This is a genomic window from Clostridium sp. OM05-6BH (assembly GCF_003481635.1).
Classification (GTDB): Bacteria; Bacillota; Clostridia; order Lachnospirales; family Lachnospiraceae; genus Butyribacter.
Genome location: NZ_QULH01000024.1, coordinates 15,972 through 30,896 on the forward strand (window position 1 = coordinate 15,972; position 14,925 = coordinate 30,896).

Genomic DNA, 14,925 nt, shown 5'->3' on the forward strand with positions numbered 1-14,925 from the left:
ATGAAAGTATTTGTAACAGGAGTCGGCGGACAGCTTGGCTATGATGTGATGAATGAATTGCACCAAAGAGGAATAGAGAGTATCGGCAGTGATGTTTTGCCGGAGGTGACCTCTATTGATGCACCGTATTATTCACTGGACATTACGGATGGGGTTGCTGTGAGTGCGATGCTGGAAAAATTGAAACCGGATGCGGTGATCCATTGTGCTGCTTGGACTGCGGTAGATGCTGCAGAAGATGAGGATAAGCAGGAGACCGTACGTAAGGTCAACGTAGAGGGAACGAAAAATATTGCTGCTGAGTGTGGAGCGTTAGACATCCCGATGATGTATATCAGTACAGATTATGTGTTTGACGGTCAGGGACAGACACCTTGGAAGCCGGACTGTAAGGAGTATGCACCGCTTAATGTTTATGGTGAAACGAAATTGGCGGGAGAGCTTGCAGTGGCAGAGTTTGCATCTAGATTTTTCATTGTGCGTATCGCCTGGGTATTTGGCTTAAATGGCAATAATTTCATCAAAACCATGTTAAAAGTCGGAAAAACGCATGACACGCTGACGGTTGTAGACGATCAGATCGGAACACCGACTTACACATATGACTTGGCAAGGCTGTTAGTTGATATGATCCAGACGGATAAGTATGGTTATTATCATGCGACCAATGAAGGTGGCTATATCAGTTGGTACGACTTTGCGCGGGAGATCTTTGCACAGGCGGCAGCGCTTGGTCACGAAGAATATGATGCAGCGCATTTGACGGTAAAGCCGGTGACAACGGCAGAATATGGAGCGTCGAAAGCAGCAAGACCGTTTAACAGCAGACTGGATAAGAGTAAGCTTACCGAGCAGGGATTTACACCGCTCCCAACTTGGCAGGATGCGCTGACACGGTATTTGCAGGAAGTGCTGTAATTGAATGTATACTGAAATGTTCGTAGGACAGAGAGTTGCTGTGATGTAATGGTGTATCCGTGGAACAGAAAACTGTTATAATATAAAGGTGTGTCCGTGGGACAGAAAGCTGCTATGATGCAAAGGTGTGTCCGTGGGGCAGAAAGCTGCTATGATATAAAGGCGTGCCTGGGGATCAGACTACAGGACGGGAAAGGAATATGGGATTCATATGGGACAGATAAAAGTAGAGAAAAATGCAGGTGGTATTGAAGGGTTGTGTGTGATCGAGCCAAAGGTATTTGGCGATAACCGCGGTTATTTTGTAGAGACTTACAATAAGCAGGATATGGTGGCAGAGGGACTGGATATGGAATTTGTACAGGATAATCAGTCCCAGTCTACCAAAGGAGTGCTTCGTGGTCTGCACTTCCAAAAGCAGTATCCGCAGGGAAAACTTGTGCGGGTCACAAAGGGATGTGTTTTTGATGTAGCAGTTGACTTACGTACCGGCAGCAAGACCTATGGAAAGTGGTTCGGTGTGGAGTTGTCCGAGGACAATTTCAAGCAGTTTTACATTCCGGAAGGATTTGCACATGGATTTTTGGTATTGTCGGATATAGCAGTTTTTTGCTACAAATGTACGGATTTTTATCATCCGGGAGACGAGGGCGGTCTTGCTTGGAATGACCCGGAGATTGGCGTGGACTGGCCGGAACTGACAGGTGAGTACAAAGGAACTGCCTCAGCGGAAGGATATGCTTTGGCAGACGGTACCCCACTTAACTTGAGTGATAAAGATCAGTTGTGGCATGGTCTGAAAGATACGTTCCACTTTGATATGTAAGGAACCCAAACTTCGCACATGCGAAACTATCATGTGCGAAGTTTGAGTGAGAAATATGGGAATACGAGCCTTGGCGCTGTGTGCAGAGATGTGCGCAGTGTCTTTTTTAATGTGCGCCTTGCGGTGCACGTCGCTAATGGGTGAAAGTCCCGAATCCGCCCTAGTAGTGGGAAGGACTGAATTTTAGGAGATGTGAGTAAATGAATGTAACCAAAGATGGATTTAAGAACAGACAACTTCATATAGAGGACTATCTGCAAATGGTATCTGCGGAACAGAAAGAGTATACAGAAGTGTTCACCCATTCAAGGATTACTGAAAAAATCACAAAAAAGTCACCAAAGTTTTTCTTTGAATTTTGTGGATAATTTACAAAAAAATATGACAATAAATGCCAGTTACTTGTTTTAGCTGCGATTATTTCAGTGTATTTCGAGTTTCTGAAAAAGATGTTTGTTGTAAAATTTCGGAAAAAAGTTGTACATGCCATGTGATATGCTTTTTTTGCTGAACGGTGTAAAGATTTATCTGGCATCGTTTCCTCGCATGAAAACAAGGACACGAAAAAAGGAGGAAAAAGAGATAAATTTCTGACCAAGGTGTTGCATTAAAAATGAAAAAGTTAGCTGTTTTTTATTTTTCTTTTGCATATGATAGTGGGCATCCATACGGAATGGATTATGCAAAAGAAATTACGGAAAATGAAAATATTTATGTTGACTTTAATGCTATAGTTGGTTGGGCTCAAAAAGAAGGAATAGTTGATAAATAATTCAGATAAAGGTAGCGGCAATACACTTTAGTCGAGTAGTCAAGCTGCTGAAAAAACAAAAGTTCAAAGTATCTGAATTATATTAAATCACAATATTAAAAGAAAGGAAATGTGTGGTAATTAATTTTATAATTATCATACAAGGAACATATGCAAATATTTGACGTAATAAAAGGTGAAATAAATAATAGAACATTCGTATGGAAGTTTCCAGGAGAAGATTTTAATACTCATTCAACCCTGATTGTACATGAAACACAAGAGGCAGCTTTTTTTAAAGATGGTCAGTTGACGGATATCTTTCAACCGGGATCATATAAGTTGCATACTAAAAATATACCTATTTTAAACAAGCTTATCAATTTGCCGAATGATGGAATATCGCAATTTCATTGTGAAGTATATTTTGTAAACAAGACGGAACAAATGGCAATTAATTGGGGTGTGGGAGACATAAAATATAGTGATCCAAGCATGAATTTGCCGCCATTTGCTATTAGTACGTCCGGTGAAATGAGTATTAAAGTAGTAGATTCCAAAAAAATATTATTGAAATTGGTTGGAACGGAGACGCAATTCGATCAAGAACATATGATGAGATATTTTAAGGGGATTATAATTTCATGCATCAAACAATGGCTTCCGGCAATTTTAAGAGAAGAAAATGCTTCGATTTTTAATCTTGAGAGTAATCCAATGGGGATTGCAGAACAACTTAAAAAGGCAATTTCCAGTTATATGTTTGAATATGGAATAGCGTTGGTGAATCTATACGTGAATAATATCAATGTATCCGCTGATGATCCTAATTATCAAATGTATAAACGTTTATGGTCTCAAAATACTTTCTTGGATCTGGAAGAAAAAAATCGGATAAAAGAAGCTGCAATCAATGCAAATGTCAGAATTACGGAGCATATGGCAGATGAGGAAATAAAAAAGCGCGATGCAATCGCTCAAAGTATTGCTAATAAAACTCTTAATATGACAGAACATCAGCGAAGAGGATTTGGGGTGATGGATATTGCGGCAGCTAATGAAGGAATTGGAAGAAGTAGTGCACCAATGATGGGAGTTGGAATGGGAATGGGGATGGCACCATTTATTAGTCAGACAATGGGTAGTTTTGGAAATGAAATTCAGGGAAGTAGTCTAATGACACCGATTTCAGACAATGATAGTGCAAATATAAAGGTAACCCCTAGCAACGTCAACGAGGATAGTGATGATATACCGGGAATGATTCATTTGAAAACACCAGGAGAAAATACATCCAATGAAACACATCACGTTGATGATGAAGAGTATATGAAAAGGTTAAGACGTTTGAAAATGGCTTGGCAGGAAGGATTATACACTGATGAGGAGTTCAAAATCGAACGAGAAAAATTAAAGGATTTATTATAATGAGGAGGTACTTATGATACTAAAGTGTGAAGTATGCGGAGCAAATATTGATTTTGATGAAAGTACATCAATAGCAACGTGCAAGTATTGTGATTCGAAAATGATTGTATCCAAAAATAAGGATAAAATAGAAAATTTATTTAATCGTGCTACGTTTTTAAGACAAAATCTGGATTTTGATGGTGCAATATCTGTTTTTGAAGATTTACTTCGAGAAGATTATAAAGATTCAGCGGCTCATTGGGGAATGGTTTTAAGCCGATATGGTATTGAGTATGTAAATGATATTGGGGGAGAAAGGAAGCCAACATGTCATAGAATACAGGATCATTCTATTTTTGATGATCCGGATTATAAGGCAGCATTGCAAAATGCGGATATATACGAATCTTATGTTTTTCAAGAAGAAGCGAAAAAAATTGACGAAATTTATAATAAGTATATTAAAATTGTTAAAGAGGAGAAGCCATATGATGTTTTTATATGTTACAAAGATAAAATGGAAAATGGAGAGCCTACAGAAGACAGCATGATAGCATATAATATTTATAACTCGTTAGAGCAGGCGGGATACCGCACATTTTTTGCAAAAAAATCATTGGAAAGTAAGTTGGGACAAGAGTATGAACCGTACATATATGCTGCATTGATGAGTGCAACGGTAATGATTGTTTTGGGAACTAAAACGGAGTATTATAATTCTACCTGGGTAAAGAACGAATGGTCTCGTTTTTTGGAATTAAAGAAAGAAAATAAGAACAAAACACTGATTGCGTGTTTTAAGAATATGTCTCCATATGAAATGCCAATGGAATTTTCAGCATTTCAGTCTTTTGATTTGAACAAAATAGGCTATGTGGAATATCTGGTAGAGGGTGTTAATCACGTTATTCAGAACAGCAAAAGAAAGAATGGGGTTCTCCCGAATGACGAAACATCTGAGGTGAACCGTTTAGCAGCCAATGCGGAAACCTTTATGAGACTGAATGAAACTCAAAAAGCATATGAATTATACATTGAAATGCAAAACAGGTATCCGGAAGATTATCGTGGGTGGTGGGGAGTACCCTATGTACAAAGTGAGTGTTTAACTCGTTTGGACAATGAGTTGGCTTCTGAGATGCAAAATATGGTACAACATGCAATTACTGTTGCAAATCCAGATAAGGCGAAAATGATACAGGAGGAGTGGAAAGATTATATAAGAAGACTACAGGAGCAGAATAAGCGACTGAAAATAAGTGAAGCAGAAGAAGAGAAAAATAATTATCAAAATCAGATTGCAGGATATAGTGATGTATCGCTGGAGATCAGTCAGAAGAGGGAACAGACTAAAATGTTGCAGTTGCAGCTGAACGAACTGAAACCTAAAATAGAGAAATTATCAAAACCTCATGATTTCAGATTATCAATTATAGTATATATTGTTTGTGGACTGTTTTACTTTGTTACGGGGGGCATACTGAATGGCGTGTGCTCAAGCATAGCAATCCTTATTATATGGGGAATTTATTATGCTGTTGTTTCGCATATTGAACCGCTTATAAAAATGCCAATGTTGTGGAAGAAACAAAAAGAATATGATGATATTGCCCTAAAAAAGCAGAAAATTGAATCTTGTATTGCTGATTTGGAAAAACAAAAATACACGTATGAAACATGCGTAAATAAAATAAGAGAATTAGAGGATTATATACAGGAATTGAGAGGTTAATGAAGTATGGCACAGGTGTATGAATTAGCAGATAATCGTTTCTTGGCAGTTGATATGCTGGAAATTGTTACTTTCTCTGACACAACTTCAGATTTTGAAAGTGTTTTAGGAGAGTTGTATAGACTTGAAAATCAGAATGTTGCTTATGAAATTATTTGGTTGACTGAGAAAGTTGATAATCAATCATATATCTCGAAAATCCATATTTATATTGTTGTACGTAAGATAGACAACGTCAGTGCAGAAGCCGCATCGTGCGTTAAAATGCTTATAAATAACATTCGAAATATAGTATCGGATTTTGGATATTCTTATCAAGACTCAGAACATTGCCGTCAGACTTTCGATGATCTTTGGAGACAGAATGTAAAAAGTCGGGTATATGCTGTGGAGAAAAAGGAAAAGGTGGTTATTAATCCATCCGGTGTTTGTCCATTTTATTATACAGAGATCATTCCATCAAATAATACTGAGGGGCTGGCATCTTTGATCAATGCCTTGAGTCAGAGGGAGAACTGTGGTATTTCGTTTGGCATAATACCAACAAAATTGTATGAGAATGAAGTCGCAATATTAGTGCAACATTGTTCTGAACTGGAAGGATTATCAAAAGGAATATCTGTTAATGGACAACTTGTAAAGGATTCATGTGCTCAGGAACCTTTTGAAGTATTATCTTATTACAAAGATAATCGGGATGCACCTATGTTTTTATCAAATATATTGACTTTTGGAACTAAAGAAGATTGCGCTGTATTATCTAACAAAATTATCAGTCTTTTACAAGGTGGAGACAGTAATATTGGTGGTTTTGAAGCGAGTTATGTTGATATATCAAAAAGTATTGGTAGCATAATCAATGAATTTCCTAACTATATATGGAATGTAAGTGCATTATTAATGTACAAATATAGAAATATGAAAATTCGTAAATACATTCCACTCTCCAATTATTTGTATCGGCTTCCGTTGATGATGACAATCGAAGAATTGATTTCCTTTTTTCGTTTACCGGTTTACGATGGAAATATGTCAGGTGTTGAGGGAACCAGATATAAAAAGCAAAGAGAACAGTTAAAAGAAGAGGTCGTTAGTGATTCTAATATAAAGTTTGGACAATTAATATCATCAGATATGAAAAAGGTTACTATTGGTTGTGATGAAAGAATACTGTCAAAGCATGTATTGATTGTGGGAATGCCAGGAACCGGTAAAACAACCTTTTCTATTAATTTGATGCTGCAATTTGCTGAAAGAAACATTCCGTTTTTGATTGTCGAACCGACTAAGACAGAGTATAGAGCATTGATAGAACAACTACCAGATATACAAATTTTTACACCGGGAAATGTTAGTGTTTCTCCATTTATTATTAATCCGTTTATCCCATTAAAAGGAATTACGGTGGAACAATATAAACCTGTTTTGGTAAGTGCATTTATGGCTGCTTTTTCTATGCCATCACCATTAGATTTATTATTCCAAAACGCTATACAACAATGCTATACGAAATACGGGTGGAAAGATTACAGTACGTCTGATGACAGTGATGTTACTATATTTGGCTTACACGAATTTATTTTAGTGTTTAAGAAGTTGCTCCAAACATCAAATTATAGCAAAGATGTAAAATCAAATTTGGAAACAGCAGGTGTTATGCGATTGATGAATTTAATTGATATGAATAGCAATATTTATGATTCAATCAATACTATACCTATTGAGGATTTAATTTCAAGACCGACTATTATAGAACTAAATTCTATAGAAAACATGGAGCAAAAAGCATTAATAATGGCGTTATTGTTGGTTGATGTTTGTGCATATACCAAGATAAATAGTTTAAGTATAGGAACCAGACTCAAAAATGTTTTGATGATTGATGAGGCACATGTTCTGTTATCTCCGGAAGGAAGAGGGGATAATTCGGATATCTCTGCAGGATCATCAACAGTAAGTTCGTTACAGAGGATGCTTAAAGAAATCAGGGCGTATGGGACGGGGGTTATTATTGCGGATCAATCACCGTCAAAAGTGACTCATGATATCATTGCTGCCACAGACACAAAAATTATGTTTCGTCTTGTGGAGGCATCGGAAAGGAGACTGATTGCTAACAGTACCAATATGGACGCAGAAATGGAAGAAACTCTCTCTTGTTTGCAAGTTGGTGAAGCGTATGTTTATTCTACAGCATTTAATAAACCGCAACTTGTGATGACGGAGGATATAAGAGAAAAGAAACAAATTAAATTAAGTATAGACAATGATTTGATTAGAAAATTGATGCATTACTGGGATAATAAGCAAAAATTATTATGTCCATACAAAGAGTGTTATTTGTGTGGATTATATGGTGATGGTTGTAATTATAGAATCAAGGCAGATGCAGAATATATTTCTAGCGAGGCCTATGCGGTTTGTGTTGATGCATTATATAAGAATACAGATAAGAAAAGAACAGTTAGAGGTGTGTTTTTAAGTATTCCATCTCTTTTTGCTAAAAAAATAGCAGCGATGGGATATGGGAATGATCGGGAATTTATTATTTGTGTAAGGATCAAATTGTTTCGAAAACTTCAGTTAAATGATAGATTATATAAAATGGATGATAAGGAAAAAATTAAACTGATTACCTTGTTTATGAAAGGAAGTGAGAAGAATGGATGATATGAGTTGTGATATGGAATATGTTGATGATATCGGTAGTGAAGTTGCAGATGCCCCAGTGTTGGATGATATGCTTGGTATTACAGATATGGAGTATGATGCAAGTGATGTTGACTATGATGAGGTTGCAGAATATTACCCTGATGAAGTCGACATTTCAGAGGACTATGAAGATGTTGGAGATATGGAACCCGATGTCAGAGAAGATTATGAAGAACAAGATATTTCTGATGAATTAAGTCAAATGCTTGACGAGTGGGAGGAGATGGGGGAGGCTGAAGACCCAGAGGTTTATGAGTATGTAAAAAAAAAAGATGATCTAAATTCATATGAAATGAATGGATATTCATATGAAAAAGATGATGAGGAAAGAATTATTTTGGCGGAGGGAGATTTGCATTTGGGACAGGGGGTAAGAGATACTTCTGCTCAATTAAAAGCAGGAGGGGAATTTCGGCGTGATACGGACGAAGGGGGACATTTGATTGGCAGTCGTTTTGGTGGAAGTGGTGAATTAAATAATTTGATTGCACAGAATCGTTTTATAAATCGGAGTGCATATAAAACATTTGAAAACGCCTGGGCTGATGAATTAGAGCGCGGTAATGATGTACATGTTAAAATTGAACCTTATTATCAGGAAAAAACAAAGCGTCCGCATGCAATAATGGGACGCTATACGATTACAGATCAAAGAGGCCAAAAACAAGAAGAAGTTTTTTCTTTAACAAATGAAAATCTAAATGAAGAAGAGTTTGAACTTTCGGAAGAAGCAGACGATATATAAATTATTGAGGAGTGTCATATCATTAAAGTTACTTTCTGCATTCCGCTGGCAGCTTGTCTGACCTAGGTAAGCCCATTGGCAGTTTTACTTTTGGCAATGCCTTTACGGCTTTGTCAAAACGACGTCTTGCGTGTGCTCAGTAGCATTACGCGAAGGGTGGCAATCGTACAGTACGATCTGTCTGTCCGTATGCATCCTACCCGATTGATAGGATCAAGGTGCTGTGTAGCGAGACATCGCCAAGGATTGTTTTGATATGTTCTTGAGGTTAGTCTTGTCTACTATTGATAAAAAATGTCTGATAATATTGACTTTTTTCGTACAAATGCTACAATAAAGGGTGAGTTTTGGCATGATAAGATGTGGAAAAATGCCAAGGTAAATCAACAGAAAGGAGAAACGGAATGAGTATAGCAACATTTCGTGGGGGTGTACACCCTTACGAGGGAAAAGATTTATCCAAGGACTTACCGATCAAGACTGTACAGCCTAAGAAAGAACTGGTATTTCCGATGGGCCAGCACATTGGCGCACCGGCAACGCCAATTGTCGCAAAAGGCGATAAAGTTTTAGTTGGTCAGAAAATTGGAGAGGCAAGCGGATTCATTTCTGCGAATATCTGCAGTTCTGTTTCGGGAACGGTAAAGGCAGTGGAGCCAAGAATGCTCCTCAATGGTTCTCAGGCAACTTGTGTTGTCATCGAAAATGATGGAGAATATGCAGCAATTGAAGGATTGGGAGAGGATCGTGATTACACGAAACTTTCTGCTGATGAGATCCGCGACATTGTGAAGGAAGCTGGTGTAGTCGGCATGGGCGGTGCCGGATTCCCAACCAATGTAAAGTTAGCGCCGAAAGAGCCGGATAAAATTGATTATATTCTGGTCAATGGTGCGGAGTGTGAGCCGTATCTGACTTCGGACTACAGACAGATGTTAGAAAGATCGGAAGAGATCGTTGGCGGTTTGAAAGTGATCCTGCATATTTTTGACAAAGCGAAAGGACTCATCTGCATTGAGGACAATAAGCCGGAGGCAATTGCTAAAATGCAGGAGGCTGTCAAAGATGAAGACCGCATTGAAGTGAAGGTGTTAAAGACGAAATATCCGCAGGGCGGTGAGCGTACACTGATTTCTGCTGCAACCGGACGCAAGATCTATTCTGCAAAACTTCCGGCAGATGCAGGATGTATTGTGGATAATGTATCCACGGTAATTGCAATTTATCGTGCGGTGTGCAAACAGACGCCACTGATCACACGTGTTGTAACATTGACAGGTGAGGCATTCAATACTCCGATCAATGTAGATGTGCGTATTGGATGCAGTCATGCAGAACTGGTGGAAGAAGGAGATGGATTCAAGGAAGAGCCTAAGAAGATCATTTCCGGTGGTCCAATGATGGGATTTGCCATGTTTGATCTGAATGTTCCGGTGACTAAGACGTCTTCTTCTATTTTGGCAATGACAAAAGACGAGGTAGCAGAGAATGAACCGACGCCATGTATCCGCTGCGGTCGCTGCGTAGAGGCATGTCCGGGCAATCTGGTACCACAGAAGATGGCAGAAGCCGCTATGAACAAAGACTATGATACTTTTGTAAAGTTAAATGGCATGGAGTGCTACGAATGTGGCAGTTGTACGTATGTATGTCCTGCTAAGCGTCCATTGACACAGAGCTTTAAGCAGGCAAGACAGTATGTCGCAGCACAGAGACGTAAAAAATAATGTATGAGCTCCCGGAATTGCCTTGGGCAGACGTTTCAGGAGTACATACTACAAATAATGGAGGATTAATATGAGCAATTTATTAAACATATCATCATCTCCGCATGTGCGTGACAAATCGTCTACGAGAAGTATCATGTGGGATGTGATCTTTGCCTTGATACCGACGAGTATATTTGGCATTTACAATTTTGGTATTCGGGCAGCAGTTTTGATCGCTGTCTGTATTGCAACCTGCCTTTTGTCCGAGTACATATGGCAGAAATGTATGAAATTGCCGCTTACCGTTAATGACGGAAGTGCGGTACTTACCGGTTTGCTGTTAGCATTGAACCTAACTCCGACATTCCCAATCTGGATGGCGATCTTAGGAAGTGTTTTTGCAATTATTATTGTAAAGCAGTTGTTTGGTGGTTTGGGTCAGAACTTCATGAACCCTGCGCTTGGTGCAAGATGTTTCCTGATGGTATCTTTTGCAGGACAGATGACAAGTTTTGCACACGATGGAATCACCGGTGCTACACCGCTTGCGATCATTAAAGCAGGCAGCAGATCAGATTCGATTCAGAAGATCTTGGCATCCGGTGATGGCAAGACACAGGAGGCAACTTCCCTCTTAAAGATGTTTATCGGAAGTACCGGAGGTACGATCGGTGAGACTTGTGCGATCGCACTGTTGATCGGAGCTGCGTACTTGTTGATCCGCAAGATCATTTCTTGGAGAATTCCGGTATGTTATATCGCAGTATTTGCAATCTTTATCTTGCTCTTTGGCGGCAGAGGATTTGATCTTACTTATCTTGCTGCAGAGTTGTGCGGTGGTGGATTGCTGTTAGGTGCATTCTTTATGGCAACCGATTATGTAACAAGCCCGATCACACCGAAAGGACAGATCATATTTGGTGTACTGCTTGGTCTTTTGACCGGAGTATTCCGTGTCTTTGGTGCATCCGCAGAAGGTGTATCTTATGCGATCATTATCTGTAACCTGCTTGTTCCATTGATCGAAAGAGTAACGATCCCGGTTCCATTTGGAAAGGAGGGTATCAAGGATGGCAAATAAAGAAAAAGAAGAAGTTAAGAAGAAGAGCACATTGGTGCATGACACCATTTGCTTATTCATGATCACATTGATCTCCGGTCTGCTTCTCGGTGCAGGTTATACGATCACCAAAAAACCGATCGCAGCGCAGGAGGAAAAGAACAAACAGGAAGCATACGAAGCTGTCTATCAGGGAGCATCTTTTGAGGAAGACAGTGCTCTTAACAAGTCATTGGAAAAGTTCAATAAAGACCTTGCGGCAGGCAAGGTAAGTTCGAAGGCTCTCGGTTCCTTATCTGATGTTGAAATTGCGGAAGCAATGAAAGCAAAGGTAGATGGAAAAGATGCCGGTTATGTTGTTTCTTGCAGCGGCAAGGGCTACGGTGGAGCAGTAAGCATTGCACTTGGTATTGACGAAAAGGGCGAGATCAAGGGCATTCAGATCACCGATTGTTCCAATGAGACGCCGGGTCTGGGACAGAAATCTTCGGACAAAGAGTTCAACGGACAGTTTATTGGCACCAATGCATCACAGGATCTGAACGTTGTAAAAGATGGCAGTGGCAGTACCAAAGATGGTACGATCAATGCGATCACCAGTGCAACGATCACCAGTAAGGCAGTTACAAGAGCCATTGATGGTGCATTTCAGTTTATTTCATCATTAGAATAGGAGGGTTCCCATGAATACATGTGTAGAACGATTAAAAAATGGTATCATAACGGAGAATCCTACGTTCGTTATGATGTTGGGTATGTGTCCGACCCTTGCGGTAACAACATCCGCCATTAATGGATTGGGCATGGGACTTACGACAACAGCAGTGCTTGTGTTATCCAATGTATTTATCTCACTGCTTCGTAAAGTGATTCCGGATAAAGTGCGTATTCCGGCATTCATCGTTATTGTTGCATCTTTTGTAACATTGATCCAGTTGTTATTACAGGCGTACATCCCATCTTTGAATAAGTCCTTGGGTGTGTACATTCCGCTTATCGTAGTAAACTGTATTATCTTAGGTCGTGCTGAGGCATATGCGTCTAAGAACAAAGTGATTCCATCTTTGTTCGATGGACTTGGAATGGGTCTTGGATTTACATTCGGACTTACTTGTATCGGCATTTGCCGTGAGATCTTAGGATCTGGTGCAATCTTTGGAAAGACATTTATTCCGGACGATTATCACATTACGTTTTTCGTATTGGCGCCGGGTGCATTCCTTGTATTAGCATTTTTGACAGCAATTCAGAACAAATTGAAGCTGCCATCAGCGACAAATGTAGAGAATGATTCAGACATTGCCTGTGGTGGTAATTGTGCATCCTGTGTAGGCTGTGCAAGTGTTGCCAATAAAGGCATTTTAGAAGCAGAGCGTGTTGCGGCTAAGGCAGCGAAAGCGCAGGCAGCCAAGGAAGCTGCTGCCAAAGCGAAAGCAGCCAAAGAGGCCAAAGCAAAGGAAGCTGCTGCAGCGGAAAAATCCGAAGGAAAGGAGGACTAATTAGATGGGAGAATTATTTGTTATTGTTATTTCATCCATGTTAGTCAGTAACGTGGTATTAAGCCAGTTCCTTGGAATCTGTCCTTTCCTGGGCGTTTCCAAAAAAGTTGAGACAGCAGCCGGAATGGGAGCTGCAGTAACGTTCGTTATTACGATCGCGTGTATTATCACTTACCCGGTTCAGAAATGTATTTTAGAGCCGCTTGGTTTAGAGTATTTACAGACGATTGCATTTATTTTGATCATTGCAGCATTAGTACAGTTTGTAGAGATGGCACTCAAAAAGTTTATGCCGGCATTGTATGAAGCACTCGGTGTATATTTGCCGTTGATCACAACGAACTGTGCCGTACTCGGTGTTGCTATCAAAAACATTTCCAATGGATATGGATTTATCGAGAGTGTTGTTTGTGGTTTCTGCACGGCATTTGGTTTTCTGATCTCTATCGTGATCATGGCAGGTATCCGTGAGAGAATTGAACACAATGATGTTCCAAATGCATTTAAGGGAACACCGATCGTGTTAGTAACAGCAAGTTTGATGGCAATTGCATTCTGCGGCTTCGCAGGATTGGTGTAGAAAGGGGGACGAATATATGATACAGAGTGTGGTATTAGCATCTGCAGCAGCAGGCGTCCTCACAGCAGCAGCCGTGATCGGTATTACCGGTCTGTTGATAGCCGTACTTCTTGGTGTGGCAGCCAATGTATTTGAGGTACCGGTCGATGAAAAGGCAATTGCGATCCGTGATGTTCTTCCGGGAGCTAACTGTGGAGGTTGTGGTTATGCCGGTTGTGATGCGATGGCAGCAGCGATTGCTGCAGGGGAAGCACCGGTTAATGGATGTCCGGTAGGTGGACCGGCTGTCGCTGATAAGATTGGTGAGATCATGGGAGTATCTGCCGGTGAAGACGTAAAGAAAGTTGCGTTTGTAAAGTGTGCAGGTACTTGTGATAAGGCAAGTGCCAAAGCAAACTATTATGGAATTTCTGACTGCAGAAGTGCTGCAGCAATTCCGGGTCGCAGCGATAAGGCATGTGCATACGGCTGCATGGGATTTGGTTCTTGTGTTGCAGCGTGTGGCTTCGATGCGATTCATATTGAGCATGGCGTTGCGGTTGTGGATAAAGAAAAGTGCGTTGCTTGTGGCAAATGTGCTGAGGAATGTCCAAATCATTTGATCGAACTGATTCCATACGATGCTACGAAAGTGGTATCCTGTTCCAATCAGGATAAAGGAGCAAAAGTGATGGCAGTTTGTGAAGTGGGCTGTATCGGCTGTGGCCTTTGTGCAAAACAATGTGAAGCGGAAGCAATTACCGTTGAGAACAACATTGCACATATTGATCAGTCTAAATGTACGGGCTGCGGTAAATGTGCTGAAAAATGTCCAAAGAAGATTATCTTGGCACACTAGTTCGGCTTATCAATATTTTCGAGTATTAAGACCTCCGGGAAATCCCGGGGGTCTTCTCTCATTTATCAGTCAGCTCAAACTTCACACTTCCAATGCTGCTGTCTGGTCACATATTGCTTATTATGTCACAAAAATAATAGCTATT

At 39.9% G+C, this 14,925-nt stretch carries 14 protein-coding genes; all 14 read left to right on the forward strand.

Going from position 1 to position 14,925, the window contains the following annotated elements; translation table 11 throughout:
- The 14 genes from rfbD to DXB73_RS13025 all read left to right on the forward strand — a co-directional run bounded on the left by rfbD (position 1) and on the right by DXB73_RS13025 (position 14,780).
- Entirely contained in the window at positions 1-918 is a 918-nt protein-coding gene (rfbD, locus tag DXB73_RS12965) for a dTDP-4-dehydrorhamnose reductase (RefSeq protein ID WP_118691402.1), read from the forward strand.
- Positions 919-1,129: 211 nt separating this feature from the next.
- Positions 1,130-1,744 (forward strand): dTDP-4-dehydrorhamnose 3,5-epimerase, encoded by a 615-nt coding sequence (gene rfbC, locus DXB73_RS12970; protein WP_118691403.1) that lies wholly within the window; start codon positions 1,130-1,132, stop codon positions 1,742-1,744.
- A gap of 200 nt (positions 1,745-1,944) precedes the next feature.
- Positions 1,945-2,112: a hypothetical protein gene (locus tag DXB73_RS12975; RefSeq protein WP_243104143.1), complete on the forward strand. Its 168-nt coding sequence runs from the start codon at positions 1,945-1,947 to the stop codon at positions 2,110-2,112.
- Positions 2,113-2,357: 245 nt separating this feature from the next.
- Entirely contained in the window at positions 2,358-2,516 is a 159-nt protein-coding gene (locus DXB73_RS14615; protein WP_182448346.1) for a hypothetical protein, read from the forward strand.
- Positions 2,517-2,666: 150 nt separating this feature from the next.
- The gene (locus tag DXB73_RS12980; RefSeq protein ID WP_118691404.1) at positions 2,667-3,923 is read left to right on the forward strand and encodes an SPFH domain-containing protein; all 1,257 of its coding nucleotides are present in this window, start codon (positions 2,667-2,669) and stop codon (positions 3,921-3,923) included.
- Positions 3,924-3,936: 13 nt separating this feature from the next.
- Entirely contained in the window at positions 3,937-5,637 is a 1,701-nt protein-coding gene (locus DXB73_RS12985; protein ID WP_118691405.1) for a toll/interleukin-1 receptor domain-containing protein, read from the forward strand.
- Positions 5,638-5,643: 6 nt separating this feature from the next.
- Entirely contained in the window at positions 5,644-8,307 is a 2,664-nt protein-coding gene (locus DXB73_RS12990) for an ATP-binding protein (protein WP_118691406.1), read from the forward strand.
- Positions 8,300-9,094, forward strand: coding sequence for a DNA/RNA non-specific endonuclease (locus DXB73_RS12995; RefSeq protein WP_118691407.1), 795 nt, complete (start codon positions 8,300-8,302; stop codon positions 9,092-9,094). Before DXB73_RS12990 ends, DXB73_RS12995 begins: the two co-directional genes overlap by 8 nt.
- A 404-nt stretch (positions 9,095-9,498) precedes the next feature.
- Entirely contained in the window at positions 9,499-10,821 is a 1,323-nt protein-coding gene (rsxC, locus tag DXB73_RS13000; RefSeq protein ID WP_022024417.1) for an electron transport complex subunit RsxC, read from the forward strand.
- A 70-nt stretch (positions 10,822-10,891) separates the two neighbouring features.
- Complete coding sequence (locus DXB73_RS13005; RefSeq protein WP_118506869.1) at positions 10,892-11,884, forward strand: RnfABCDGE type electron transport complex subunit D; 993 nt, start codon at positions 10,892-10,894, stop codon at positions 11,882-11,884.
- Positions 11,874-12,536, forward strand: a complete 663-nt coding sequence (locus DXB73_RS13010) for an RnfABCDGE type electron transport complex subunit G (protein ID WP_118691408.1) — start codon at positions 11,874-11,876, stop codon at positions 12,534-12,536. Before DXB73_RS13005 ends, DXB73_RS13010 begins: the two co-directional genes overlap by 11 nt.
- A 10-nt stretch (positions 12,537-12,546) precedes the next feature.
- A complete protein-coding gene (locus tag DXB73_RS13015) occupies positions 12,547-13,362 on the forward strand; it encodes an electron transport complex subunit E (protein ID WP_118506871.1) in 816 nt (271 codons plus the stop codon).
- 4 nt (positions 13,363-13,366) lie between these two features.
- Positions 13,367-13,942, forward strand: a complete 576-nt coding sequence (rsxA, locus tag DXB73_RS13020; protein WP_118506872.1) for an electron transport complex subunit RsxA — start codon at positions 13,367-13,369, stop codon at positions 13,940-13,942.
- Between the two features lie 16 nt (positions 13,943-13,958).
- The gene (locus DXB73_RS13025) at positions 13,959-14,780 is read left to right on the forward strand and encodes an RnfABCDGE type electron transport complex subunit B (protein ID WP_118691409.1); all 822 of its coding nucleotides are present in this window, start codon (positions 13,959-13,961) and stop codon (positions 14,778-14,780) included.
- Positions 14,781-14,925: the final 145 nt, after the last annotated feature.

Bases quoted from the DNA above. Each gene is read 5' to 3' on its own strand.
- rfbD (WP_118691402.1), top strand. From the start codon at position 1: ATGAAAGTATTTGTAACAGGAGTCGGCGGACAGCTTGGCTATGATGTG.
- rfbC (WP_118691403.1), top strand. From the start codon at position 1,130: ATGGGACAGATAAAAGTAGAGAAAAATGCAGGTGGTATTGAAGGGTTG.
- DXB73_RS12975 (WP_243104143.1), top strand. From the start codon at position 1,945: ATGAATGTAACCAAAGATGGATTTAAGAACAGACAACTTCATATAGAG.
- DXB73_RS14615 (WP_182448346.1), top strand. From the start codon at position 2,358: ATGAAAAAGTTAGCTGTTTTTTATTTTTCTTTTGCATATGATAGTGGG.
- DXB73_RS12980 (WP_118691404.1), top strand. From the start codon at position 2,667: ATGCAAATATTTGACGTAATAAAAGGTGAAATAAATAATAGAACATTC.
- DXB73_RS12985 (WP_118691405.1), top strand. From the start codon at position 3,937: ATGATACTAAAGTGTGAAGTATGCGGAGCAAATATTGATTTTGATGAA.
- DXB73_RS12990 (WP_118691406.1), top strand. From the start codon at position 5,644: ATGGCACAGGTGTATGAATTAGCAGATAATCGTTTCTTGGCAGTTGAT.
- DXB73_RS12995 (WP_118691407.1), top strand. From the start codon at position 8,300: ATGGATGATATGAGTTGTGATATGGAATATGTTGATGATATCGGTAGT.
- rsxC (WP_022024417.1), top strand. From the start codon at position 9,499: ATGAGTATAGCAACATTTCGTGGGGGTGTACACCCTTACGAGGGAAAA.
- DXB73_RS13005 (WP_118506869.1), top strand. From the start codon at position 10,892: ATGAGCAATTTATTAAACATATCATCATCTCCGCATGTGCGTGACAAA.
- DXB73_RS13010 (WP_118691408.1), top strand. From the start codon at position 11,874: ATGGCAAATAAAGAAAAAGAAGAAGTTAAGAAGAAGAGCACATTGGTG.
- DXB73_RS13015 (WP_118506871.1), top strand. From the start codon at position 12,547: ATGAATACATGTGTAGAACGATTAAAAAATGGTATCATAACGGAGAAT.
- rsxA (WP_118506872.1), top strand. From the start codon at position 13,367: ATGGGAGAATTATTTGTTATTGTTATTTCATCCATGTTAGTCAGTAAC.
- DXB73_RS13025 (WP_118691409.1), top strand. From the start codon at position 13,959: ATGATACAGAGTGTGGTATTAGCATCTGCAGCAGCAGGCGTCCTCACA.